24 protein-coding genes are annotated in these 24,923 nt (G+C 72.3%); 22 read left to right on the plus strand and 2 right to left on the minus strand.

Going from position 1 to position 24,923, the window contains the following annotated elements; genetic code table 11:
* The 8 genes from ACQPZG_RS25830 (at position 1) to ACQPZG_RS25865 (ending at position 5,754) form a co-directional block, all read left to right on the plus strand.
* A complete protein-coding gene (locus ACQPZG_RS25830) occupies positions 1-168 on the plus strand; it encodes a hypothetical protein (RefSeq protein WP_433548103.1) in 168 nt (55 codons plus the stop codon).
* Complete coding sequence (hisH, locus tag ACQPZG_RS25835) at positions 165-806, plus strand: imidazole glycerol phosphate synthase subunit HisH (RefSeq protein ID WP_433548104.1); 642 nt, start codon at positions 165-167, stop codon at positions 804-806. Before ACQPZG_RS25830 ends, hisH begins: the two co-directional genes overlap by 4 nt.
* Positions 806-1,534 carry a bifunctional 1-(5-phosphoribosyl)-5-((5-phosphoribosylamino)methylideneamino)imidazole-4-carboxamide isomerase/phosphoribosylanthranilate isomerase PriA gene (priA, locus tag ACQPZG_RS25840; RefSeq protein WP_433548105.1) on the plus strand — a complete coding sequence of 243 codons (729 nt, stop codon included), beginning with the start codon at positions 806-808 and terminating at the stop codon, positions 1,532-1,534. The genes hisH and priA overlap by 1 nt, the downstream gene beginning before the upstream one ends.
* Entirely contained in the window at positions 1,531-1,947 is a 417-nt protein-coding gene (locus ACQPZG_RS25845) for a RidA family protein (RefSeq protein WP_433548106.1), read from the plus strand. The genes priA and ACQPZG_RS25845 overlap by 4 nt, the downstream gene beginning before the upstream one ends.
* Positions 1,944-2,699 carry an imidazole glycerol phosphate synthase subunit HisF gene (gene hisF, locus ACQPZG_RS25850; RefSeq protein ID WP_433548107.1) on the plus strand — a complete coding sequence of 252 codons (756 nt, stop codon included), beginning with the start codon at positions 1,944-1,946 and terminating at the stop codon, positions 2,697-2,699. Before ACQPZG_RS25845 ends, hisF begins: the two co-directional genes overlap by 4 nt.
* A gap of 122 nt (positions 2,700-2,821) precedes the next feature.
* Positions 2,822-4,051 carry a cytochrome P450 family protein gene (locus ACQPZG_RS25855; RefSeq protein WP_433548108.1) on the plus strand — a complete coding sequence of 410 codons (1,230 nt, stop codon included), beginning with the start codon at positions 2,822-2,824 and terminating at the stop codon, positions 4,049-4,051.
* A 95-nt stretch (positions 4,052-4,146) separates the two neighbouring features.
* Positions 4,147-4,422 carry a hypothetical protein gene (locus ACQPZG_RS25860; RefSeq protein WP_433548109.1) on the plus strand — a complete coding sequence of 92 codons (276 nt, stop codon included), beginning with the start codon at positions 4,147-4,149 and terminating at the stop codon, positions 4,420-4,422.
* A gap of 15 nt (positions 4,423-4,437) precedes the next feature.
* Positions 4,438-5,754, plus strand: a complete 1,317-nt coding sequence (locus tag ACQPZG_RS25865) for an MFS transporter (protein ID WP_433548110.1) — start codon at positions 4,438-4,440, stop codon at positions 5,752-5,754.
* Between the two features lie 156 nt (positions 5,755-5,910).
* Here the strand turns inward: ACQPZG_RS25865 and ACQPZG_RS25870 are convergent, their stop codons facing one another.
* Positions 5,911-6,543, minus strand: coding sequence for a TIGR03085 family metal-binding protein (locus tag ACQPZG_RS25870; protein ID WP_433548111.1), 633 nt, complete (start codon positions 6,541-6,543; stop codon positions 5,911-5,913).
* A gap of 83 nt (positions 6,544-6,626) precedes the next feature.
* On the opposite strand from ACQPZG_RS25870, the gene hisI reads away from it, so the two are divergent.
* The 11 genes from hisI to lgt all read left to right on the plus strand — a co-directional run bounded on the left by hisI (position 6,627) and on the right by lgt (position 16,227).
* Positions 6,627-7,010 carry a phosphoribosyl-AMP cyclohydrolase gene (gene hisI, locus ACQPZG_RS25875; RefSeq protein WP_433548112.1) on the plus strand — a complete coding sequence of 128 codons (384 nt, stop codon included), beginning with the start codon at positions 6,627-6,629 and terminating at the stop codon, positions 7,008-7,010.
* A gap of 11 nt (positions 7,011-7,021) precedes the next feature.
* The gene (locus ACQPZG_RS25880; RefSeq protein WP_433548113.1) at positions 7,022-8,518 is read left to right on the plus strand and encodes an anthranilate synthase component I; all 1,497 of its coding nucleotides are present in this window, start codon (positions 7,022-7,024) and stop codon (positions 8,516-8,518) included.
* A gap of 49 nt (positions 8,519-8,567) precedes the next feature.
* The gene (locus ACQPZG_RS25885; RefSeq protein WP_433548114.1) at positions 8,568-9,254 is read left to right on the plus strand and encodes a TIGR02234 family membrane protein; all 687 of its coding nucleotides are present in this window, start codon (positions 8,568-8,570) and stop codon (positions 9,252-9,254) included.
* A gap of 87 nt (positions 9,255-9,341) precedes the next feature.
* Positions 9,342-9,602, plus strand: coding sequence for an HGxxPAAW family protein (locus ACQPZG_RS25890; RefSeq protein WP_433548115.1), 261 nt, complete (start codon positions 9,342-9,344; stop codon positions 9,600-9,602).
* A 193-nt stretch (positions 9,603-9,795) separates the two neighbouring features.
* A complete protein-coding gene (locus ACQPZG_RS25895) occupies positions 9,796-10,272 on the plus strand; it encodes a DUF2752 domain-containing protein (protein WP_433548116.1) in 477 nt (158 codons plus the stop codon).
* Positions 10,273-10,400: 128 nt separating this feature from the next.
* Positions 10,401-11,210, plus strand: coding sequence for an indole-3-glycerol phosphate synthase TrpC (gene trpC, locus ACQPZG_RS25900; RefSeq protein ID WP_433548117.1), 810 nt, complete (start codon positions 10,401-10,403; stop codon positions 11,208-11,210).
* Between the two features lie 7 nt (positions 11,211-11,217).
* Positions 11,218-11,361, plus strand: coding sequence for a tryptophan biosynthesis modulator TrpM (gene trpM, locus ACQPZG_RS25905; RefSeq protein WP_373312432.1), 144 nt, complete (start codon positions 11,218-11,220; stop codon positions 11,359-11,361).
* 79 nt (positions 11,362-11,440) lie between these two features.
* Complete coding sequence (gene trpB, locus ACQPZG_RS25910) at positions 11,441-12,724, plus strand: tryptophan synthase subunit beta (RefSeq protein WP_433548118.1); 1,284 nt, start codon at positions 11,441-11,443, stop codon at positions 12,722-12,724.
* Positions 12,721-13,536: a tryptophan synthase subunit alpha gene (gene trpA, locus ACQPZG_RS25915; RefSeq protein ID WP_433548119.1), complete on the plus strand. Its 816-nt coding sequence runs from the start codon at positions 12,721-12,723 to the stop codon at positions 13,534-13,536. Before trpB ends, trpA begins: the two co-directional genes overlap by 4 nt.
* A 132-nt stretch (positions 13,537-13,668) precedes the next feature.
* On the plus strand, positions 13,669-14,754 hold the full coding sequence (locus ACQPZG_RS25920) for a DsbA family protein (RefSeq protein WP_433548120.1): 1,086 nt from the start codon (positions 13,669-13,671) through the stop codon (positions 14,752-14,754).
* Between the two features lie 486 nt (positions 14,755-15,240).
* Positions 15,241-16,227 (plus strand): prolipoprotein diacylglyceryl transferase, encoded by a 987-nt coding sequence (gene lgt, locus ACQPZG_RS25925; RefSeq protein ID WP_433548121.1) that lies wholly within the window; start codon positions 15,241-15,243, stop codon positions 16,225-16,227.
* A 128-nt stretch (positions 16,228-16,355) separates the two neighbouring features.
* Here the strand turns inward: lgt and rbsK are convergent, their stop codons facing one another.
* Complete coding sequence (gene rbsK, locus ACQPZG_RS25930; protein ID WP_433548122.1) at positions 16,356-17,267, minus strand: ribokinase; 912 nt, start codon at positions 17,265-17,267, stop codon at positions 16,356-16,358.
* A 316-nt stretch (positions 17,268-17,583) separates the two neighbouring features.
* Between rbsK and ACQPZG_RS25935 the strand changes: the two genes are divergently transcribed.
* The 3 genes from ACQPZG_RS25935 to ACQPZG_RS25945 all read left to right on the plus strand — a co-directional run bounded on the left by ACQPZG_RS25935 (position 17,584) and on the right by ACQPZG_RS25945 (position 24,786).
* Positions 17,584-18,312, plus strand: a complete 729-nt coding sequence (locus tag ACQPZG_RS25935) for a VIT1/CCC1 transporter family protein (protein WP_433548123.1) — start codon at positions 17,584-17,586, stop codon at positions 18,310-18,312.
* A 455-nt stretch (positions 18,313-18,767) separates the two neighbouring features.
* A complete protein-coding gene (gene gltB, locus ACQPZG_RS25940) occupies positions 18,768-23,333 on the plus strand; it encodes a glutamate synthase large subunit (RefSeq protein WP_433548124.1) in 4,566 nt (1,521 codons plus the stop codon).
* Entirely contained in the window at positions 23,326-24,786 is a 1,461-nt protein-coding gene (locus ACQPZG_RS25945) for a glutamate synthase subunit beta (RefSeq protein WP_433548125.1), read from the plus strand. The genes gltB and ACQPZG_RS25945 overlap by 8 nt, the downstream gene beginning before the upstream one ends.
* Positions 24,787-24,923 lie beyond the last annotated feature (137 nt).

The raw sequence follows: 24,923 nt of genomic DNA on the forward strand, positions 1-24,923 counted from the left end.
ATGACCGGCCTCAACACCATCCTGATCGTCGTCGGGCTCTTCCTGCTCGGCGGCGTCATCTCCTTCTCGAAGCAGAAGATGCCCAAGGGCGTCGTCGTGCTGCTCGGCCTCGCCTCGGTGATGTGTCTCACCGCGGGCGTCCTGCGGATCCAGGGACTCTGGGAATGACCAACACCAAGAAGGTCGTCGTTTTCGACTACGGCTTCGGCAACGTCCGGTCCGCCGAGCGGGCCCTCGCCCGGGTGGGCGCGGACGTCGAGATCACCCGCGACTACGACACCGCGATGAACGCGGACGGGCTGCTCGTGCCCGGCGTCGGCGCGTTCTCCGCGTGCATGCAGGGACTGCGCGAGGCGCGCGGCGACTGGATCGTGGGGCGCCGGCTGTCCGGCGGGCGCCCCGTGATGGGCATCTGCGTCGGCATGCAGATCCTCTTCGGGCGCGGCATCGAGCACGGCGTGGAGACCGAGGGCCTCGACGAGTGGCCCGGCGTGGTCGGGCCGCTCAAGGCGGACGTCGTCCCGCACATGGGGTGGAACACCGTCGAGGCGGCGAAGGACTCGCAGCTGTTCGCGGGCCTGTCCGCCGAGGAGCGGTTCTACTTCGTGCACTCCTACGCCGCCCACGAGTGGTCGCTCGAAGTCACCAACCCCCTCATCCGCGCCCCGCGCGTCACGTGGTCCACGCACGGCCGGCCCTTCGTGGCGGCCGTCGAGAACGGGGCGCTCATGGCGACCCAGTTCCACCCGGAGAAGTCCGGCGACGCCGGTGCCCAGCTGCTCACCAACTGGATCGGAACCCTGTGATGTCCCACAAGCTCGAACTCCTCCCCGCCGTCGACGTCCGCGACGGCCAGGCCGTCCGGCTGGTGCACGGCGAGTCCGGCTCCGAGACGTCGTACGGCTCCCCGCTGGAGGCGGCCCTCGCCTGGCAGAGGTCCGGTGCCGAATGGCTGCACCTGGTCGACCTGGACGCCGCGTTCGGCACCGGTGACAACCGGAAGGTCATCGCCGAGGTCGCCGACGCCATGGACATCAAGGTCGAGCTGTCCGGCGGCATCCGCGACGACGCGTCCCTGGAGGCCGCGCTCGCCACCGGCTGCCGGCGCGTCAACCTCGGCACCGCCGCCCTGGAGACCCCCGAGTGGGTCGCCAAGGTCATCGCACAGTACGGCGACAGGATCGCGGTCGGACTGGACGTACGGGGAACCACCCTCCGCGGCCGTGGCTGGACCCGCGACGGGGGCGACCTGTACGAAACCCTCGCGCGGCTCGACTCCGAGGGCTGCTCCCGCTACGTCGTCACCGACATCGCCAAGGACGGCACCCTCCAGGGCCCCAACCTGGAGCTGCTGAAGAACGTGTGCGCGGCCACCGACAAGCCCGTCGTGGCGTCCGGGGGCGTCTCCTCGCTCGACGACCTGCGGGCCCTCGCCTCGCTCGTGCCGGACGGTGTGGAGGGCGCCATCGTGGGCAAGGCGCTGTACGCGAAGGCGTTCACGCTCGAAGAGGCCCTGGAGGCGGTTTCCCGATGAGTGACTCCGTACGACGCGTGTCCACCGGCGCCCCCTGGGAGGAGCAGTTCGGCTACTCCCGTGCCGTGGAACTGCCGGGCGGGCTCGTCCTGGTGGCCGGCTGCACCTCCGTCACCCAGGACGGCATGATCGAGGCGGGCACCCCCTACGAGCAGACGATGACCGCCTTCGGCGTCGCCGAGAAGGCGCTGAAGGAGCTGGGCCTGTCCCGCACCGACATCGTCCGCACCCGGATGTACCTGACGCACGCCCGCGACGTGGACGACGTGGGCCGCGCCCACAAGGAACTCTTCGCCGAGATCCGGCCGGTCGCGACCCTCGTGATCGTCTCCGGCTTCGTCGACCCCTCGCTGGTCGTCGAGGTCGAGGTCGAGGCGTACCGGGGCGCCCCGGGAACCGGGGGTGCCGCATGAGCCTCGCCGTACGGGTGATCCCCTGCCTGGACGTGGACAACGGGCGGGTCGTCAAGGGCGTCAACTTCGAGAACCTGCGCGACGCGGGCGACCCCGTCGAGATGGCCAAGCTGTACGACGCCGAAGGCGCCGACGAGCTGACCTTCCTCGACATCACCGCCTCGTCGGGGAACCGCGGGACGACCTACGACGTGGTGCGGCGCACCGCCGAACAGGTCTTCATCCCGCTCACGGTGGGCGGCGGCGTCCGCACCGCCGAAGACGTCGACAAGCTGCTGCGGGCCGGGGCCGACAAGGTGGGCGTGAACACCGCCGCCCTCGCCCGCCCCGACCTCATCCGCGAGATCGCCGAGCGCTTCGGCCGGCAGGTCCTCGTCCTGTCGGTCGACGCCCGCCGCACCGCCGACGGCTCCTTCGAGGTCACTACGCACGGCGGACGCCGCTCCGCCGGCGTCGACGCCGTCGAATGGGCGCACCGGGCCGCCGAACTGGGTGCGGGCGAGATCCTGCTCAACTCGATGGACGCCGACGGCACCAAGGACGGCTACGACACCGAGATGATCGCCGCCGTGCGCAAGCACGTCACGGTCCCGGTCATCGCTTCCGGCGGTGCGGGCAGGCTGGAGCACTTCGCTCCGGCCGTCGGCGCGGGCGCGGACGCCGTCCTCGCGGCGTCGGTCTTCCACTTCGGCGACCTGCGGATCGCTGAGGTCAAGGCGTCGCTGGCAGCGGCCGGGCATCCGGTGCGCTGAGCCGGCCCGCCGGAAGGGCCGAGTCTGATTTCCCCGTACAACTGTCCCAAAAGCAGCTGTGGCGGAAGATCGCCGATGACTAGCGTTCCCCCTCGGAGAAGTGCTACCGAGGGGGAACAGTCATGTCAGCGTCAACATCACCGCCACCGCCCGGCCCTGCCGTCGAACTCCTGCAACTCAGCCCCGACTTCGTCGCCGACCCCTACCCCGTGTACGCCGCACTCCGCGCGCAGGGCCCGGTCCACCGGGTGCTGACCCCGCCGGGGGAGGACCAGTGGATCATCGTGGGGCACGAGGCGTGCCGCGCCGCGTACGTCGACCCCCGGTTCAGCCGTGACTGGCGTACCCACGGGCACCTCGCCCCGCAGCTCCCCGCCTACGCCCACGGGCCCGGCAACGCGCACGTCCTGCTGAGCGACCCGCCGGACCACACCCGGATGCGACGGCTGGTGACCCGTGAGTTCACGCCACGCCGCGTCGCGGCTCTGGCCCCGCGGGTGCAGCAGATCGCCGACGAGCTGATCGACGCGATGGAAGCGGGCGGGGCGTGCACCGCGGACGTCATCGACTCCCTCGCCTTCCCGCTCCCGATGACCGTCATCTGCGACCTGCTCGGCGTGCCCGACCTGGACCGGGACGCCTTCCGCGGCTGGTCCAACGAGGCGGTGGCGCCCACGAGTCCGGAGGCCGAGCAGGCCGCGTACGCCGCGGTCATGCCGTACCTCGGCGGCCTCATCGAGGACAAGCGCAAAGCTCCCGGCGAGGACCTGCTCAGTGCCCTGATCCACACCGCCGACGAGGCGGGCGACCGGCTCAACGAGGACGAGCTCCTCTCCATGGCCTTCCTGTTGATCGTCGCGGGCCACGAGACGACGGTGAACCTGATCGGCAACGGGCTGCGTGCCCTGTTCCACCACCCGGATCAACTCGCCCTGCTGCGCGCCGACCTGCCGGGCCTGATCGACGGTGCGGTGGAGGAGATGCTGCGGTACGACGGCCCGGTGGAGGGATCGACGCCGCGCATCGCGCGCGAGGACGTGGACTTCGAAGGCGTGCGCATTCCGGCGGGCTCCTCGGTGGTGATCGTCATGGCGGACGCCGACCGCGACGCGTCACGCTTCGAGGACGCCGGACGCTTCGACATCCGCCGGGACGCCCGCGGGCACCTCGCCTTCGGGCACGGCATCCACTTCTGCCTCGGCGCCCCGCTGGCCCGGCTGGAGGGCCGCATCGCGATCCGAACGCTGCTGGAGCGCTTCCCGGACCTGGCCCCGACCCAGTCGCCGGATGCCGGGCCGTGGGTCCCGGGGCTGCTGATGAGGGGAGTACGGAAGCTGCCCGTGCGCTGGTGAGCGACCCCTGCTCGTCGGTGTGGAAAGTGCGTGGCGAAGCGGAGGTCGCGCGAAGGAGATTGCGCGACGTTTCCTTCCCTCCCTACGGTGCGCACATGGCACCGGAAACCGAGCATGCGACCGATCCCCGGTGCGACACCGAACTCCCCGCGCGCACGGTCTTCTCCCGCCCCGCGCGTCCTCTGCCGGGCCCTGCCCGCCGGGGGCGCCTGCCCCGGCGCACCGCGACAGGGCTCCGCCAACTCTTCCAAGCAATCCGCAGGTTGATCAATCCCTACCGGGAGCCGGCACGCGCCGCCGAGGCGGCCGGCGACACGGAAGGACGCGAACAGGTCTCCGTCCGGATGTGCGGCTTCCCGTTCCGTCCCTGAGAGGGCCAGCAAACGATGACTGAATCACGCCGCGACCCGGCGGACGCCCCGGAAGCCTCCGCGGGCCCGGCGGCGCAGGACGCCCCGGAGGCAGAGCCCTCGGGCCGGCCCGCCCACCGGGACGGCAACGTCCTGCGCTGGCTCAGCGCCTACGCCGCCTCCCTCGTCGGCGACGCCGTGTACTTCCTCGCGCTCGGCTGGGCCGCCGCCCAGGCGGGCGGCCCCGCCGAGGTCGGCCTGATCATGGCGAGCGGGGCGGTGCCGCGTGCGGTGCTGATGCTCGGCGGCGGCGTGATCGCCGACCGCTTCGGCCCGCGGCGCATCGTCATCGTCTCGGACGCGATGCGCTGCGCGATGATCCTCGGCGTCGCGGCGGCCCTGATGCTGACCGGCCCCGCCGTCTGGCTGCTGGTGCTGGTGGCACTGGTCTTCGGGGCGGTGGACGCGCTCTTCATGCCGGCCGTCGGCGCGCTGCCCCCGCGCATCACCGCGCCCGACCAGCTCGTGCGGGTCCAGGGCATGAAGGCGCTGGCGAACAGGTTCGGCGGCATCGTGGGAGCGCCGGTGGCCGGACTGGCGATGGGGCTCGGCGGGGCCGCGGCGGCGTTCGCGGTCGCGGGCGCGCTGTTCGCGGGGTCGCTGGTGCTGCTGGTGGCGGTGCGGATCGCCCCGCTGCCCCAGGAGGAGCCGTCGGCCGAGGGAGACGGGCCGCAGCGCCGCTCCGTGTGGCGGGACCTGACGGACGGCTTCGGCTATGTCCGCCGTCACCGGCTCGTCGGGCCGTTGATCCTCTCCAACATCTTCTTCGACCTGGGCGGCATCCCCCTCATCAACGTGGGCGTCGTCCTGCTGTCCTCGGAGCGGGGCTGGGGCGCCACGGGCATCGCCTGGATCGTGGGCGCGTTCAGCGCCGGCGCGGCGGCCACCGCGCTGCTGCTCACCGCGCGGGGACGGGTGCCGCGGGCCGGGCGGGTGCGGCTGGCAGGGCTGGCCGGGGGGTCGGTGCTGGTCTGCGCCCTGGGGTCGGCGCCCGGTCTCGGGTGGGCGGTGCTGGTGGCCGCGCCGATGGGAATGCTCGTGGCGCTGTGCGGCGGGCTGACGGCGGGGCTGGTGCAGACGGCCACGGCGCCCGCGTACCTGGGCCGGGTCTCCTCGCTGATGTCGCTGATCAGCCTCGGGGTCGCGCCGCTGGCCTACCCGGTGGTGGGGGCCGCGATCGGACTGTGGGGCGCCACCCCGGTGTTCTGGGGATGCGGGGCGCTCTGCCTGGCGGCGGGTCTGGTGGGCGTCTCCTACCGGGAGGTGCGGGAGGCCGAACTGCCCGACGGCTAGCGCGCCGACGTGCCGGGACGCCAGGCGGCTCGGCGCGCCGAGCCGTCCGACGCCGGGCGACCCGGCGTACGGGAGGCCGTGCACGACGAGCGGGGCGGGGACGGCTCCCACGCCGCCCCCGCCCCGTACCTCTCCGTCGTCGTCGCGGCGGTCCGGTCAGATGCCCAGCTTCGCCTCGTGCAGCCGTGCGACCGCTTCCTTGTCGCCGTCCAGTTCCACCCGCGCCGCCTCCTGGCGGCCGAAGGCGAACAGGACGAGTTCGCCGGGATCACCGGTGACGGTCACCACCGGCGTTCCCCGGTGCGCGACCGCCGTCTGGCCGTCCGGGCGGCGCAGGACCAGGCCGACGGGGGACTTCCGCCCCAGCACGCGAGCCGTCTTCTCCACCCGCGTCCACAGGGCGTCGGCGAACACCGGGTCCAGGTCGCGCGGCGTCCACTGGGGCTGCGCGCGCCGCACGTCCTCGGCGTGGATGTAGAACTCCACCGTGTTCGCCGCCTCGTCCACCTGCTTGAGCGAGTACGGGGAGCGGCGGGGCGGCCCCGTGCGGATGAGCCGGACCAGCTCGTCGTACGGCTTCGCGGCGAATTCCGACTGCACGCGGTCGAGACGGTTCTTGAGCGGGGCCAGCAGCAGGCCGGCCGCCGCGTCCGGGCGTCGCTCCCGCACCACCGTGTGGGCGGCGAGATCCCGAGTGTTCCACCCCTCGCACAGGGTCGGGGCGTCGGGGCCCGCGGCTTCCAACAGATCGGCGAGCAGGAGCCGTTCGCGCTTGGCATGGGTAGACATGTCGGCCAGCGTACGACCGCGGAGAGCCGTCCGCACAGTGGACTACCGGCCTCGGTCCCCCCGGGAAGCTGCACAATTGCCCCATGAGTACGCCCGCACCCCAGAGCCCCCTCGACCCCGCCGTCGCGGCCCGCCTCAAGCGCACCGCCGACGGCCTGGTTCCCGCCATCGCCCAGCAGTACGACACCGGCGAGGTGCTGATGCTCGGCTGGATGGACGACGAGGCACTGCACCGGACGCTGACCACCGGCCGCTGCACCTACTGGTCGCGCAGCAGGAACGAGTACTGGGTGAAGGGGGACACCTCGGGCCACGTGCAGCACATCAAGAGCGTCGCCCTGGACTGCGACGGCGACACCGTCCTGGTGAAGGTCGACCAGACCGGGGCCGCCTGCCACACCGGCGCGCGCACCTGCTTCGACGCCGACGTGCTGCCGGTCGTCCTGCCCGCCGCGCAGGGCAAGTAGGGTCGGCGGGCATGGATCTGGAGACCTTCCGCAAGCTTGCGGCCGACCGCCGCGTCATCCCCGTCAGCCGCCGGCTCCTCGCGGACGGCGACACCCCCGTCGGGCTGTACCGCAAGCTCGCCGCCGAGCGCCCCGGCACCTTCCTCCTGGAGTCCGCCGAGAACGGCCGCTCCTGGTCCCGCTACTCCTTCGTCGGCGTCCGCAGCGCTGCCACCCTCACCGCCCGCGACGGCAGCGCCCACTGGATCGGCACACCGCCCGTCGGCGTGCCGACCGACGGCGACCCCCTCGCCGCGCTGCGGGCCACCGTCGAGACCCTGCACACCCCGCGCGACCTGGCTGCGTTCGTCGACGGGGCCATGCCGCCGTTCACCGGCGGCATGGTGGGCTACCTCGGGTACGACATCGTGCGCCGCCTGGAGAAGATCGATCGGCACACCACGGACGACCTCCGCCTCCCCGAGCTGACCATGCTGCTCACCTCGGACCTCGCCGTCCTCGACCACCGGCACGGCACCGTCCTGCTCATCGCCAACGCGATCAACCACAACGACCTCGACACGGGCGTCGACGAGGCGTACGCCGACGCCGTCGCCCGCCTCGACGCGATGGAGGCCGACCTGTCGCGGCCCGTGCCCTCCGCGCCCGCCGCCCTGCCCCCCTCGGAGGTCCCCCCGTACACGGAGAACTGGGGCGGGGCGAACTACCGGGCGGCGGTGGAGGACGTCAAGGAGCGGATCCGGGCGGGCGAGGCGTTCCAGGTCGTGCCGTCGCAGCGCTTCGAGACGCCGTGCACGGCGAGCGCGCTGGACGTCTACCGCGTGCTGCGGGCGACCAACCCGTCCCCGTACATGTACCTCTTCCGCTTCGACGGGTTCGACGTCGTCGGCTCCAGCCCCGAAGCCCTGGTCAAGGTCGAGGACGGGCGGGCCATGGTGCACCCCATCGCCGGCACCCGGCACCGCGGCGCCACCCCGCAGCTCGACCAGGCGCTCGCCGACGAACTGCTCGCCGACCCCAAGGAGCGGGCCGAGCACCTGATGCTCGTCGACCTGGGCCGCAACGACCTGGGGAGGGTCTGCGAACCGGGCTCCGTGGAGGTCGTCGACTTCATGTCGATCGAACGGTACTCGCACGTCATGCACATCGTGTCCACGGTGACGGGACGGGTCGCCGAGGGGCGGACCGCCTTCGACGTACTGACCTCGTGCTTCCCCGCCGGCACCCTCTCCGGCGCACCCAAACCGCGCGCCCTGCAGATCATCGAGGAGCTGGAGCCGACCGGACGCGGACTGTACGGCGGCTGCGTGGGGTACCTCGACTTCGCCGGGGACTCCGACACGGCCATCGCCATCCGTACCGCCCTGCTGCGGGACGGGACCGCGTACGTGCAGGCCGGAGCGGGCGTCGTCGCGGACTCCGACCCGGTCGCCGAGGACACCGAGTGCCGCAACAAGGCCGCCGCCGTCCTGCGTGCCGTGCACACCGCGAACCGCCTCGGCAGCTGAGCGGCGACCGCCGCGCGGGACGAGGAGGGGGGTGAGGGATAGTGGGGGAGTGAGCGCCGTACCCCCCACCCCCCGAGCCCCCGCCGAACCAGCAGCCCGAGCAGCCCGGGGCGGCGGCAGGCGCAGTCTCGCCGCCGCCCTGCTGCTCGGCGCGCTCGGCTCCACCGTCGTACTGATCGCCTCCGGACAGACCTGGACGTCGGCCACCGCCGCCGTCGCGGGCATCGGCGCCAGGACCGTGGACGCGGACGGCCAGTCCGTCACCGGCGTCCCGGCCGCCCTCGCCGTCGTCGCGCTGGCCGCCCTGGTCGCCGTCTTCGCCGTACGCGGGGCAGGCCGCGTGCTGGTCTCCGCGCTCCTCGCGCTGAGCGGCGCCGGAGCCGCCCTGGCCAGTGTGCTCGGCGCGAACGACCGCGCCGCGCTCGACGAGCAGGCCGCCCAGGTTTCCGGCGACCTCGCCGCCACCGTCACCGGCCTCACCCGAACGGCCTGGCCCTACGTCACCGCGGGCGGCGCCCTCCTCATCCTCGCGGCCGGTCTCCTCGCCCTGCGCTTCGGCGGGTCCTGGCCCGGCATGGGCGGCAAGTACGAGCGGGCCGGAAGCCCCCGCACCCCCACCCGCAAGCCGGCCGACCCCGAACGCCCCGAGGAACTGTGGAAGGCCCTGGACCGCGGCGAGGACCCCACCCGCGAATCGGACACCCGGGAAGGCGAAGCGCCGACGCGCGAAGGGTGACCCGACGTCACGCGCAGTGTCCCGGTGGGGAACAATGAGTCCGAGCATCCCGAAGCTGAAGAACACGAAGTCACCAAGGAGCACCTCATGGCCAGCCGCGGACACCACGGACACACCCCGGCCGCCTGGACCGGCGTTGTCATCGCCTTCATCGGCATCTGCGTCTCCAGCGCCTACATCGTGATGGCCAACTCCGTCGGCTTCTGGATCGGCATCGGCATCTCCCTGGTCGGCGGACTGGTCGGACTGTCGATGCGCATGGCGGGGATGGGCATGCCCAAGGAGGCTCCGGCCCTCGTCGAGGCCCGCGAGGCGGCGGGTCGCGCGCAGCTCCAGCACCAGCGGTAGGCACGGCGGACGGGCACGGCGGGGCGGACAGGACGCGTCCGGTACGCGCCCGGGTTTCGGCGGCACGCGGCGAGGCGCAGTCCACCACGGGCTGCGCCTCGTCCGCGCTCCGGCGCCCGATCCCCGGCGTCCGTACGGGGCACGGGCACGCCGGGTGCGTGCGCCGGAGGGCGCCGGCGGGGACAATCGGCACGTGGACGCCCCCTCGCCGACCCCCCCGCCCGCCCTCCCGCCCGCCGGGCCCCCCGTCCGGCAGCCGCCGGAGCTGCCCGCCTCCCCGGTGCGCCGCCTCGCGGCGCCGCTGGCCACCCTCGCCGCGGCCGTCGCCGCCTTCGCGTACGTCGGCGCCGTCGACCCGAACGAGCCGGGCCACTACCCGGTGTGCCCCCTGCTCGCCACCACCGGCATCCTGTGCCCCGGCTGCGGCGGGCTGCGCAGCGCGCACGCGGTCGCGCACGGCGACCTGCTGGGCGCGCTCGGCGCCAACGCCATGGCCGTGCTCGGGTACGCGGCCTTCGCCGTGCTGATGGTCGTGTGGATCACTTGGGCGGTGCGGCGCAAGCGGGTGCGCATCGCTCCGCCTCCCGTCCTCTGGTGGGTCCTGGGGGGACTCTTCGCCGTCTTCAGCGTGGTGCGCAACCTCCCGTTCGGATCTGCGCTCGCTCCCTGAAATTCGCAGGTCGGTGCCCACTCAGTGGGACGCCGCGCCGCTGGATGCGTCACCTTCGGCCCGGTGCGGATACCATCGGCGTGGCCGATCCCGGCTCTCCACCACAGTCCCGGAAGGGGGCAGCTCGCGTGAGTGTGCTCGACGAGATCATCGAAGGCGTACGCGCCGACCTCGCGGAGCGGCAGGCACGTGTCAGTCTGGAGGAGCTCAAGGAGCGGGCCGCCAGGGCGCCGGTGGCCAAGGACGGTGTCGCGGCCCTGCGCGGCGACAGCGTGAAGGTCATCTGCGAGGTCAAGCGGTCCAGCCCCTCGAAGGGCGCGCTCGCCGCCATCGCCGACCCGGCCGGCCTCGCCGCCGACTACGAGGCGGGTGGTGCCGCCGTCATCTCCGTGCTCACCGAGGAACGCCGTTTCGGCGGTTCGCTCGCCGACCTGGAGGCCGTCCGCGCCAAGGTGGACATCCCGGTGCTGCGCAAGGACTTCATCGTCACCGCGTACCAGCTCTGGGAGGCCCGTGCGTACGGCGCCGACCTGGTGCTGCTGATCGTGGCGGCGCTGGAGCAGGACGCGCTGGTCTCCCTCATCGAGCGCGCCGAGTCCATCGGGCTGACCCCGCTGGTCGAGGTGCACGACGAGGACGAGGTCGACCGGGCCGTCGCCGCCGGAGCGAAGATCATCGGCGTGAACGCCCGCGACCTCAAGACCCTCAAGGTCGACCGCGGCACCTTCGAGCGGATCGCTCCGGAGATCCCCGCGCACATCGTGAAGATCGCCGAGTCGGGCGTGCGCGGACCGCACGACCTGATCGCGTACGCCAACGCGGGCGCGGACGCCGTCCTCGTCGGCGAGTCCCTGGTGACCGGCCGCGACCCCAAGGCGGCCGTGTCCGACCTGGTCGCCGCGGGCGCCCACCCGGCACTGCGGCACGGCCGGAGCTGACCCGGTCATGACTCCGCACGCCCGTCTCGCCCGCGGTTGCCGCCCGCGCGGCTGCCGCGCGCCCGCACGGCGGGTGCGCGGCCGGCGGGTGCGCTACCACATCGGGTCCGAACCCGGTCAGATCAACGGCATGCGATGGCGTCGTCGCTGAACGCCCCCGCGGGCGTCGTCACAGCGACACACCTTTCACCTCCCTCCCGGATCACGTAGTGCGTACGAGGAGTTTCCGCATGCCCAGCGAGTTCTTCATTCCCGATCCCCAGGGTCAAGTGCCCACCAGCGACGGCTACTTCGGTGACTTCGGCGGCAAGTTCATCCCCGAGGCGCTGGTCGCCGCGGTGGACGAGGTCGCCGTCGAGTACGAGAAGGCCAAGGCGGACCCCGCGTTCGCCGCCGAACTGGACGACCTGATGGTCCACTACACGGGCCGGCCCAGCTCCCTCACCGAGGTGCCGCGCTTCGCCGAGCACGCCGGCGGCGCCCGTATCTTCCTCAAGCGCGAGGACCTCAACCACACCGGCTCGCACAAGATCAACAACGTGCTGGGCCAGGCCCTGCTCACCAAGCGGATGGGCAAGACCCGCGTCATCGCCGAGACCGGCGCGGGCCAGCACGGCGTCGCCACCGCCACCGCCTGCGCCCTGTTCGGCCTCGACTGCACCATCTACATGGGCGAGATCGACACCGAGCGCCAGGCGCTCAACGTCGCCCGGATGCGGATGCTCGGCGCCGAGGTCGTGGCCGTGAAGTCCGGCTCCCGCACCCTGAAGGACGCCATCAACGAGGCGTTCCGCGACTGGGTCGCCAACGTCGACCGCACCCACTACCTCTTCGGCACGGTCGCAGGCCCGCACCCCTTCCCCGCCATGGTCCGCGACTTCCACCGGGTGATCGGCGTGGAGGCGCGCAAGCAGATCCTGGAGCGGACGGGACGGCTCCCCGACGCGGCCGTGGCGTGCGTGGGCGGCGGGTCCAACGCCATCGGCCTCTTCCACGCCTTCATCCCCGACGAGAACGTCCGCCTGGTCGGGTGCGAGCCCGCCGGGCACGGCATCGAGACGGGTGAGCACGCGGCCACGCTGAGCGCCGGGGAACCGGGCATCCTGCACGGCTCCCGGTCCTACGTCCTCCAGGACGAGGAGGGCCAGATCACCGAGCCGTACTCGATCTCGGCGGGGCTCGACTACCCGGGCATCGGCCCGGAGCACTCGTACCTCAAGGACATCGGCCGCGGCGAGTACCGCGCGGTCACCGACGACGCCGCCATGCAGGCGCTGCGGCTGCTCTCCCGTACCGAGGGCATCATCCCGGCCATCGAGAGCGCGCACGCGCTCGCCGGGGCGCTGGACCTCGGCAGGGAACTGGGCGCGGACGGGCTGATCCTGGTCAACCTGTCCGGGCGCGGCGACAAGGACATGGACACCGCGGCCCGTTACTTCGGGCTGTACGACACGGACGCCGTCGTCGCCGAGGACGAGACGGCGGTCGCGGAGATCACGGGGGACGCCAAGTGAGCGGGAACGTACAGCTGTTGAGCGACACCCTGGCCGCGGCGAAGGGCGAGGGGCGGGCCGCGCTCATCGCGTACCTGCCCGCCGGGTTCCCGACCGTGGACGGCGGCATCGAGGCGGTCAAGGCCGTCGTCGCGGGCGGCGCGGACGTGGTCGAGGTCGGGCTGCCGCACAGCGACCCGGTGCTGGACGGCCCCGTCATCCAGACCGCCGACGACATCGCGCTGCGGGGCGGCGTGAAGATCGCGGACGTCATGCGCACGGTGCGCGAGGCGCACGCGGCCACCGGGGTGCCGGTACTGGTGATGACGTACTGGAACCCCATCGACCGGTACGGCGTCGAGCGGTTCACCGCGGAGCTCGCGGAGGCGGGCGGCGCGGGCTGCATCCTGCCCGACCTGCCGGTCCAGGAGTCCGCGCTGTGGCGTGAACACGCCGAGAAGCACGGTCTGGCCACGGTCTTCGTGGTCGCCCCCAGCAGCCGTGACGAACGGCTGGCCACGATCACGGCCGCGGGCTCGGGTTTCGTGTACGCGGCGTCGCTGATGGGTGTCACCGGAACGCGGGAGTCCGTCGGTCAGGAGGCCGCGGAACTCGTACGGCGGACCCGCGCGACCGGCAGCGAGCTGCCGGTGTGCGTCGGGCTCGGGGTCTCGAACGCCGTACAGGCCAAGGAAGTCGCGGCCTTCGCCGACGGAGTGATCGTCGGCTCGGCGTTCGTCAAGCGGATGCTGGACGCGCCGGACGAAGGGGCCGGGCTGGTCGCGGTGCGCGAACTGGCCGCCGAGCTGGCGGCCGGGGTGCGGCGGGACTGACGTACGGAGAGCCGACGTACGGGGGAGCGACGTCCATCCGTCGGCGGCGTAACTTTTAGGTTCCGTAGTCCATTTGAGTGGATTGTGGGTCGGGGTGGCACATCGGTGCCGCCCCGATTCGTTGCTGCGGGTGTGAGCGAGAAGAACTTCGAAGGTAAGCGAACCGCCCGAGAGCGGCTCATCCAGGAGCGCGAAGCACAGAAGGCACGCGACAAGCGACGGCGCGCGCTGGTGGTCGCCGCAGCGGTGGTCGGCGTCCTCGGCCTGGCCGCGGTCGTCGGCGTGGTCGCGGCGAACAGCGGTGACGACAAGGGCGACGAGGCATCCGACGGCAATTCCGGCAAGGTCGTCGCCCCCGCGGGCGCGGTCGGCGCCGAGAAGGTCGCCATTCCGGTGGGGGCGCCGGACGCGCCGTCCGTCCTCACCGTGTACGAGGACCTGCGCTGCCCGGCCTGCGGCATGTTCGAGAACAGCATGCGCGACACGATCAACCAGCTGGAGAAGGCCGGGAAGCTCCGGGCCGAGTACCACCTGGTGTCGTTCATCGACAAGGCGGTGATGGGCAACGGCTCGAAGTACGCGGCGAACGCGCTGGGCTGTGCCCAGGACGTGGGGAAGTTCCACGCGTACCACGACGTCCTCTTCCGCAACCAGCCCGAGGAGACGGACGACGCCTTCGGCAACAGGAGCCGTCTGCTGGACCTGGCGTCCAAGGTGCCGGGACTGCGGGGCACGGCCTTCGACAAGTGCGTCGACGAGGGCACGCACGCGGGATGGGTCACCAAGGTCCAGTCGGAGTTCAACAAGTCCAAGTACAAGGCGACACCGACGGTGCTGCTCAACGGGGAGCCGATCTTCCCGCAGAAGGGGAACGAGCAGATCTCGCCCGCCAACCTGGTGAAGTGGGTGGACGCGGCCAACAGGGGCAAGCCGGCCGGGACCAGGACACCGGGAGCACCGGGAGCGGGCGCGGAGCCGGGTGCACCCCGCGGCACCGCCCCGGGCGCCGCGCCGGGCTCTGCGCCGGGCGCCGCGCCGGGAGCCGTCCCGGGCGCCGCGCCGGGTTCTGTGCCCGGAGCCGTGCCGGGTGCTGCCCCGGGATCCGCGCCGGGAGCGCCGACGGCACCGCCCGGGGCCCCGGGCGCGGCTGCGGGCGCGGCGGCCGTGCCGGAGGGGGCGGGGGCTCCGGCTGCGGGTGGTGGCAACGGGCCCCGGTGAGGGTGAGGGGGCGGGTGAGGGGGCGGTGACCATGCCCGTGGTGCCGATGCGTGAGGTACGGCGGGGGACGGCGCGGGCACGGGCCCGGGGGCGTGCGGCGGATTCCGGACGGGTCGGGAGGGGCCCGGACGGGGGCGGACGGCTGGCGCCGGTGTCCGTGCCCGCCGTGGTGACCGGCCGGACGGACCCGCAGCATCCCCCGCTGCCCGCTGCCCCCCGCCGCGGCCCGCTCTGTCCTCCGTCGGCCCTTCCGGCCCTTCCGGCCCTTCCGACGCGTCCGGGACGGTCCGGGGCGCCCGACGTGACGACCCGGCCTCGGACGGTCCGGGACCTGCCGACCCCAGCCGCCCGGACGGGCCCGGGAGGGCGCGGAGCGGTGCCTGGGCGGCACGCGTCCGCCCGCGGCTCGCGCGCGGTCCCCGTTACCCAGCCGTTGCCGGGCGGGTTGTCTCTGTCCGCGCCCGGCAAGGTAGCGTCGGACACGCCATGAACCTTGCCTACATTCCCAGCCCGGCGGCCGGTGAGATCCACCTCGGACCCCTCCCGCTGCGCGGCTACGCACTCTGCATCATCATCGGTGTCTTCGTAGCCGTCTGGTACGGCAGCAAGCGCTGGATCGCCCGTGGCGGCAAGCCGGGGACGGTCGCCGACATCGCGGTGTGGGCGGTCCCGTTCGGCCTCGTCGGCGGGCGGCTCTACCACGTCATCACCGACTACCAGCTCTACTTCTCCGAAGGCCGGAACTGGGTCGACGCGTTCAAGATCTGGGAAGGCGGCCTGGGCATCTGGGGCGCCGTCGCGCTCGGTGCCGTCGGCGCCTGGATCGGCTGCCGCAGCAGGGGGATCCCGCTGCCCGCCTGGGCGGATGCCATGGCCCCCGCCCTCGCCATCGCGCAGGCCATCGGCCGCTGGGGCAACTGGTTCAACCAGGAACTGTTCGGCCGGGCCACCGACCTCCCGTGGGCGCTGAAAATCACCAGGGGGGACGAGCCGGGGCTCTACCACCCGACCTTCCTCTACGAGTCGCTGTGGTGCCTCGGTGTCGCGGCCGTCGTCGTCTGGGCGGACCGCCGGTTCAAGATGGGGCACGGCAGGGTCTTCGCGCTGTACGTCGCCCTGTACTGCGCCGGACGCGCCTGGATCGAGTACATGCGGGTCGACGACGCGCACCACATCCTGGGCCTGCGCCTGAACGTGTGGACGGCGCTCGTCGTCTTCGTCCTGGCCGTCGTCTACCTCGTCCTGTCGGCGCGCATGCGACCGGGCCGCGAAGCGGTCGTCGAGCCGGAGGGCGGGCCGGAGAGCGGGCCGGAGACGAAGTTGGACGCGGCGACCGACGCGGACGCCGCCGGAAAGGCCGGGGAAGCCGACAAGCCCGAGGCCGCCGGGCCGAGCCTCACGAAGGGCGAAGGCGCGAGTCCGTCGAAGGGCGACCCGGCCGAGGGCGGCAAGGCCGACGCCAGGAAGAGCTGACGCTCGTACGCGGGAGCGCCCGCGCGGGCGACATGGGGCCGCCGGAACCCTGCAAGGGTTCCGGCGGCCCTTTGGCGTGTCCGGGCTGCGCATGCGTCTGCATGTGTCTGCCGTGCCGGGGCCCGGCGTCAGAGGGCGTCGATCTCCTGTCGGCAGGGCATGGACGTCGACGCGCCGTGCCGCTGGACGGACAGCGCCGCAGCCGCCGCCGCCCAGCGCATGGCGTCCCGCATCGGCTTCCCCTCGCCGAGCGCCACCGCCAGGGCGCCCACGAAGGTGTCCCCGGCGGCGGTCGTGTCGACGACCGGATTCGCGGGAACGGCCGGGACGAAGACCGGGTCGGGAGCCTCACGGGTGACGTACGCGCTGCCCGCGGCGCCCAGGGTGACCACCACTTCGGGGACGTGCTCCAAAAGGGCGCGGGCGGCGAGCAGGGGGTTGTGGAGGCCGGTGAGGGACGCGGCTTCGTGCTCGTTGGGCACCAGCAGGTCGGTGACGTCCAGGAGTTCGGGCGGCATGGAGCAGGCGGGGGCCGGTGTGAGGATCGTACGCACCCCGTGCCGGCGGGCGGCGCGGGCGGCGGCGGTGACGGCGGGCAGCGGGAGTTCGAGCTGGAGGAGAAGGGCGTAGGCCCCGGCGATGACCGTCTCGTCGCCGGGGGTCAGACCGGTGACGGTGCCGTTCGCGCCGGGGATCACGACGATGGAGTTGCCGCCGTCGTCGTCCACGACGATGTGGGCCGTGCCGGAGGCGCCCTCGGCGGTGCGCAGGAAATCGGTGTCGACGCCGGAGTGTTCGAGGGCGGAGCGCAGGCGCGGCCCGAACTCGTCGGTGCCGACCGCGCCGATCATCGTGACCGCCCCGCCCGCGCGGGCAGCCGCGATGGCCTGGTTGGCCCCTTTGCCGCCGGGGACGGTGCGGAAGGAATGGCCCGCCACGGTCTCTCCGGGGGCCGGGGCCTTGGCGGCGTACGCGACGAGATCCATGTTGGTGCTGCCGAGGACCGTGAGGGTGGTCGGGCGGGTGGGCGGCTGGGTCATCCGGTGGCCTCTCGGGGGGAGGGTTCTCGTCCTGGCCCGCGGGATCCGGTGGGTGGACGGACGGTCGTCATGCCCGAATCATCCCTTTTGGCGAGCGGCGGAGAGAGAGGCGGGCCCCGGCGAGTTCCCTGACGGCTCCAACCGGATGGAAGCCTGAGAGGAAGGAGAGGCTTGCCTTGGAAACCATGGCGCAGGCCCCGATTTCGGTAAGTAAGTTCGGCCTTCCTTGCTGGTGGGAGCTTCGAATCCTGCGTAGGTTCCTGGTGTCGGGGGCTCCCCGACCGCAAGGATCGACGAGGGGTACGGGGGAAGCGGCATGGCCGTCATCGAGACCGGAGCGACGCCGCACGCGGCGCACCGCGACAACCACACCCACCGCGACGTCAACGGCGGCTGGCTGCGTCCGGCGGTGTTCGGCGCGATGGACGGGCTGGTGTCCAACCTGGCGCTGATGACGGGGGTGGCCGGCGGGGCCGTCTCGCCGCAGACGGTCGTGATCACCGGGCTGGCCGGGCTGGCAGCCGGTGCGTTCTCCATGGCGGCGGGGGAGTACACCTCGGTCGCCTCCCAGCGGGAGCTGGTCGAGGCGGAGCTGGCCGTCGAGCGGCACGAGCTGCGGAAGCACCCCCAGGACGAGATGGCGGAGCTGGCGGCGCTGTACGAGTCGCGGGGTGTCGAGGCGCACCTCGCCCGGCAGGTCGCGGAGCAGCTGTCCCGGGACCCCGAGCAGGCGCTGGAGATCCACGCGCGCGAGGAGCTGGGCATCGACCCCGACGACCTTCCGTCGCCACTGGTGGCCGCCGGGTCCTCGTTCGCGGCGTTCGCGCTCGGGGCTTTGCTGCCCGTCCTGTCGTACCTGCTGGGGGCCGTCTCGCTGCTGCCCGCCGTGCTGTCGGCGCTCGTCGGACTGTTCGCGTGCGGGGCGGTCGTCGCCCGGGTGACCGCGCGGACGTGGTGGTTCAGCGGGTTGCGGCAGCTCGTCCTCGGCGGATCGGCGGCGGCGGTGACGTACGGGCTGGGCGCGCTGTTCGGGGCCGCGGTCTAGCGGCCCGGCGTGGGCGGGTCCCGGGTCCGTACGGAAGGAGCGTGAGCAGCAGCCCCCCGGCGGGCCGGTGGGCCGGTTCCGCCGGGGGGTGCCGCGCCGAGGTGCGGGCGTGTCGGCAGTGTGACGTACGCCCCGGCGCGGATTCCCGGCATGCGCCGTAGGATGAGGCTCTATGCAAGGTGGCGCATAAGTAGCCGTTACTCATCGGTTTCGTCCAGTTGACCACCGGGCATGAGCCGTAAGCGCCGCAGGCAACGATGCCTGTCCGCACGGTCCAGAGGGTGGCGTTCTGTCCGCCCCGCACCACATCCACCGCTACGGGCGGTGTCCGCATGGTGGAATGAGCTATCCGCTTCCTGAGAAGCCAGCCATCATGTAACCTGCACGAAATTTCGCGGAGGGCCAGTGTCGTCCCTCGGTATTTGCCTTATGCCACGACGACGACGGGAGTGCCGATGCGTACCCACGCCTGGTCGCCCATGGACGGTCGCCCCGCCCAGCAGGGGATGTACGACCCCCGTAACGAGCACGACGCCTGCGGCGTCGGCTTTGTGGCCACCCTCACCGGTGTGGCCAGCCATGACATGGTCGAGCAGGCGCTGACGGTACTGCGCAACCTCGAACACCGCGGTGCCACCGGCTCCGAGCCCGACTCCGGCGACGGCGCCGGCATCCTGCTCCAGGTCCCCGACGCCTTCCTCCGCGAGGTCGCGGACTTCGAGCTCCCGGCGGCCGGCGCCTACGCCGTCGGCATCGGCTTCCTGCCCGCCGACCCGGACGCGGGCGCCGAGGCCGCCGCGCGGATCGCGACGATCGCGGCCGAGGAGGGACTCACCGTCCTCGGATGGCGCGAGGTCCCCGTCGCCCCCGGTCTGCTGGGCAACGGCGCCCGCGCCACCATGCCCGCCTTCCGGCAGCTCTTCGTGACCGACGGCCACAGCGCGGGCATCGCCCTCGACCGCAAGGCATTCGTCCTGCGCAAGCGCGCCGAGCGCGAGGCCGGTGTGTACTTCCCGTCGCTCTCCGCGCGCACCATCGTCTACAAGGGCATGCTGACCACGGGGCAGCTGGAGCCGTTCTTCCCGGACCTCTCCGACCGCCGCCTGGCGACCGCCGTGGCGCTCGTGCACTCGCGCTTCTCCACGAACACCTTCCCGTCGTGGCCGCTGGCCCACCCGTACCGCTTCGTCGCCCACAACGGTGAGATCAACACCGTCAAGGGCAACCGGAACTGGATGAAGGCGCGGGAGTCGCAGCTGGCGAGCGAACTCTTCGGCGAGGACAAGCTGGAGCGGATCTTCCCCGTCTGCACGCCGGACGCCTCGGACTCCGCGTCCTTCGACGAGGTGCTGGAACTGCTGCACCTCGGGGGGCGCTCGCTGCCGCACTCGGTGCTGATGATGGTCCCCGAGGCGTGGGAGAACCACGACTCCATGGACCCGGCCCGCCGCGCGTTCTACCAGTACCACGCCACCCAGATGGAACCCTGGGACGGCCCGGCCTGCGTCACCTTCACCGACGGCACCCAGGTCGGCGCGGTCCTCGACCGCAACGGTCTGCGCCCCGGCCGCTACTGGGTCACCGACGACGGCCTCGTCGTCCTCTCCTCCGAGGTCGGCGTCCTGGACATCGACCCCGCGAAGGTCGTCCGCAAGGGCCGCCTCCAGCCGGGCCGCATGTTCCTCGTCGACACCGCCGAGCACCGCATCGTCGAGGACGACGAGATCAAGGCGACGCTCGCCGCGGAACACCCGTACCAGCAGTGGCTCCAGACCGGCGAGATCGGGCTGGAGGACCTCCCCGAGCGCGAGCACATCGTGCACACCCACGCCTCGGTCACCCGCCGCCAGCAGACCTTCGGCTACACCGAGGAAGAACTGCGGATCATCCTCGCCCCGATGGCGCGGACCAGCGGCGAGCCCCTCGGCTCGATGGGCACGGACTCGCCGATCGCGGCGCTCTCCGAGCGCCCCCGGCTGCTCTTCGACTACTTCACCCAGCTGTTCGCCCAGGTCACCAACCCGCCGCTGGACGCGATCCGCGAGGAACTGGTCACCTCGCTGCGCTCCTCGCTGGGCCCGCAGGGCAACCTCCTGGAGCCGACCGCCGCGTCGTGCCGCTCCGTCACCCTGCCCTTCCCGGTGATCGACAACGACGAGCTGGCCAAGCTCATCCACATCAACGCCGACGGCGACATGCCCGGCATGAAGGCCGCGACCCTCTCCGGCCTCTACCGGGTCTCCGGCGGCAGCGACGCACTCGCCGCCCGCATCGAGGAGATCTGCGCCGAGGCCGACGCCGCCATCGAGGCCGGCGCGCGCCTGATCGTGCTCTCCGACCGGCACTCCGACGCCGAGCACGCGCCGATCCCGTCGCTGCTGCTCACCTCCGCCGTGCACCACCACCTCATCCGCACCAAGCAGCGCACCCAGGTGGGCCTGCTGGTCGAGGCCGGCGACGTCCGCGAGGTGCACCACGTCGCGCTGCTGATCGGTTACGGCGCCGCGGCCGTCAACCCGTACCTGGCGATGGAGTCGGTCGAGGACCTGGTTCGCGCCGGGACGTTCCTGGAGACGGACGACGCCGAGCAGGCCATCCGGAACCTGATCCACGCCCTCGGCAAGGGTGTCCTCAAGGTCATGTCCAAGATGGGCATCTCCACCGTCGCCTCCTACCGGGGCGCCCAGGTCTTCGAGGCCGTCGGCCTGAACGAGGACTTCGTCGCCACGTACTTCAACGGCACCCCCACCAAGATCGGCGGCGCGGGACTCGACGTCGTCGCCGAGGAGGTCGCCGCCCGGCACGCCAAGGCGTACCCCGCCTCCGGCATCGCCGCCTCGCACCGCCGGCTGGAGATCGGCGGCGAGTACCAGTGGCGCCGGGAGGGCGAGCCGCACCTCTTCGACCCGGAGACGGTCTTCCGCCTCCAGCACGCGACGCGCGGCCGCCGCTACGACATCTTCAAGAAGTACACGGAGCGCGTGAACGAACAGTCCGAGCGGCTGATGACGCTGCGCGGCCTGTTCGGCTTCAAGTCCGACCGGCAGCCGATCCCGATCGACGAGGTGGAGTCCGCCGCCGAGATCGTCAAGCGGTTCTCCACCGGCGCCATGTCGTACGGCTCCATCTCCCAGGAGGCGCACGAGACCCTCGCCATCGCCATGAACCAGCTGGGCGGCAAGTCCAACACCGGTGAGGGCGGCGAGGACGCCGAGCGCCTGTACGACCCGGCGCGGCGCTCCTCCATCAAGCAGGTGGCGTCCGGCCGCTTCGGCGTGACCAGCGAGTACCTGGTCAACGCGGACGACATCCAGATCAAGATGGCGCAGGGCGCCAAGCCCGGCGAGGGCGGCCAGCTGCCCGGCCACAAGGTGTACCCGTGGGTCGCCAAGACGCGTCACTCGACGCCCGGCGTCGGCCTCATCTCGCCGCCCCCGCACCACGACATCTACTCCATCGAGGACCTCGCCCAGCTGATCCACGACCTCAAGAACGCCAACCCGGCGGCCCGCATCCACGTGAAGCTGGTCTCCGAGGTCGGCGTGGGCACGGTCGCCGCCGGCGTCTCCAAGGCGCACGCCGACGTCGTACTGATCTCCGGCCACGACGGCGGAACCGGCGCCTCCCCGCTGACCTCGCTCAAGCACGCGGGCGGCCCCTGGGAACTCGGCCTCGCCGAGACCCAGCAGACCCTCCTCCTCAACGGCCTGCGCGACCGCATCGTCGTGCAGACCGACGGCCAGCTGAAGACCGGCCGCGACGTCGTCATCGCCGCCCTTCTCGGCGCCGAGGAGTTCGGCTTCGCGACCGCCCCGCTCGTCGTGTCGGGCTGCGTCATGATGCGCGTCTGCCACCTCGACACCTGCCCCGTCGGCATCGCCACCCAGAACCCGGTCCTGCGCGAGCGGTTCACCGGCAAGGCCGAGCACATCGTCAACTTCTTCCAGTTCATCGCCGAGGAAGTCCGCGAGATCCTCGCCGAGTTGGGCTTCCGCACGGTCGAGGAGGCCGTCGGCCACGCCGAACTCCTCGAAACCGACCGGGCGATCACCCACTGGAAGGCCCAGGGCCTGGACCTGGCACCGCTGTTCCACGTGCCGGAGCTGCCCGAGGGCGCGGTCCGCCACCAGGTCGCCGCCCAGGACCACGCCCTGGAGAAGGCGCTCGACAACCAGCTGATCAAGCTGGCCGCCGACGCCCTGGGCGCGGACTCCGCGGAGACCGCCCAGCCGGTCCGCGCGCAGATCGCCATCCGCAACATCAACCGCACCGTCGGCACGATGCTCGGCCACGAGGTGACCAAGAAGTTCGGCGGGGCCGGACTGCCCGACGACACCATCGACATCACCTTCACCGGGTCGGCCGGCCAGTCCTTCGGCGCGTTCGTCCCCAGCGGCATCACCCTGCGCCTGGAGGGCGACGCCAACGACTACGTCGGCAAGGGCCTCTCCGGCGGCCGGGTCGTCGTCCGCCCGGACCGGGGCGCCGACCACCTCGCCGAGTACTCCACCATCGCCGGAAACACCATCGGCTACGGCGCGACCGGCGGCGAGATCTTCCTCCGCGGCCGGACCGGCGAACGCTTCTGCGTCCGCAACTCCGGCGCCACCGTCGTCTCCGAAGGCGTCGGCGACCACGGGTGCGAGTACATGACCGGCGGCCACGCCGTCGTCCTCGGCGAGACCGGACGCAACTTCGCCGCCGGCATGTCGGGCGGTGTCGCGTACGTCATCGACCTCGACCGCAACAACGTCAACGCGGGCAACCTGGGCGCCGTCGAAACCCCGTCCACCTCCGACCAGCAGTGGCTGCACGACGTCGTGCGCCGCCACCAGGAGGAGACCGGATCGACCGTCGCGGCGAAGCTGCTGGCCGACTGGCCCGCCGCCGCAGCTCGATTCAGCAAGATCATCCCGTCCACGTACAAGGCAGTGCTCGCCGCCAAGGACGCCGCTGAGCTGGCCGGGCTCTCCGAGCAGGAGACCACCGAGAAGATGATGGAGGCGGCGACCCATGGCTGACCCCAAGGGCTTTCTGACCACCGGGCGCGAAGTCGCCAGGACCCGCCCGGTCGAGGAGCGCGTCAAGGACTGGAACGAGGTCTACGTTCCCAAGTCGCTCCTGCCGATCATCAGCAAGCAGGCCGGCCGCTGCATGGACTGCGGCATCCCGTTCTGCCACAACGGCTGCCCGCTCGGGAACCTCATCCCCGAGTGGAACGACTACGCCTACCGCGAGGACTGGACGGCCGCCTCCGAGCGCCTGCACGCCACCAACAACTTCCCGGAGTTCACCGGGCGGCTGTGCCCGGCGCCCTGCGAGTCGGCGTGCGTGCTCGGCATCAACCAGCCCGCCGTCACCATCAAGAACGTCGAAGTCACCATCATCGACAAGGCGTGGGACAGCGGCGACGTCACCCCGCAGCCGCCCGAGCGGCTCTCCGGCAAGACCGTCGCCGTCATCGGCTCGGGGCCGGCCGGACTCGCCGCCGCCCAGCAGCTCACCCGGGCCGGACACACCGTCGCCGTGTACGAGCGTGCCGACCGCATCGGCGGGCTGCTGCGCTACGGCATCCCCGAGTTCAAGATGGAGAAGTCCCACATCAACCGGCGCATCGAGCAGATGCGGGCCGAGGGCACCAAGTTCCGCACCGAGGTGGAGATCGGCCGCGACGTCGACGCGGCCAAGCTGCGCCGCCGGTACGACGCGGTGGTCGTCGCCGCCGGCGCGACCGTCTCCCGCGACCTCCCGGTCCCCGGCCGGGACCTCAAGGGCATCCACTTCGCGATGGAGTACCTGCCCCTCGCCAACAAGGTGCAGGAGGGCGACCTGACCGTCTCCCCGATCACCGCCGAGGGCAAGCACGTCGTGGTCATCGGCGGCGGCGACACCGGCGCGGACTGCGTGGGCACCGCCCACCGCCAGGGCGCGGCCTCCGTCACCCAGCTGGAGATCATGCCCAGGCCCGGCGAGGAGCGGAACCCGGGCCAGCCCTGGCCGACGTTCCCCATGCTCTACAAGGTCACCTCCGCGCACGAGGAGGGCGGCGAACGGCTCTACTCCGTCTCCACCACCCACTTCGAGGGCGACGAGGACGGCAACGTGCAGTCCCTCCACCTCATCGAGGTCGAGTTCAAGGACGGCAAGCCGGCGCAGAAGGCGGGCACCGAGCGCGTCCTCCCCGCCCAGCTGGTCACCCTCGCGATGGGCTTCACCGGCACCGACCAGGCCAACGGCCTCGTCCAGCAGTTCGGCCTGGACCTCGACGAGCGCGGCAACATCGCCCGCGACGCGGACTACGCCACCAACGTCGACGGGGTCTTCGTCGCGGGCGACGCGGGCCGCGGCCAGTCCCTCATCGTCTGGGCCATCGCCGAGGGCCGCTCCGCCGCCCGCGGAGTGGACCGCTATCTCACCGGTGTCAGCGCGCTCCCGGCCCCGGTGAAGCCGACCGACCGTGCGCTGACGGTCTGACCTGGCGTACGGTGGCTCCTACGTTGTTCCGAACGGCTCCGCGCCCTGCGTGAACAACGCCCACAGATGTCCCGTACAGCGTCGTACGGAACTTACGCGGCGCCCGCCCCACCTCGTCCCCGACCGGACAAGGGGCG

Origin of the sequence: Streptomyces sp. CA-294286 (assembly GCF_050947155.1) — a bacterium.
Classification (GTDB): domain Bacteria; phylum Actinomycetota; class Actinomycetes; order Streptomycetales; family Streptomycetaceae; genus Streptomyces.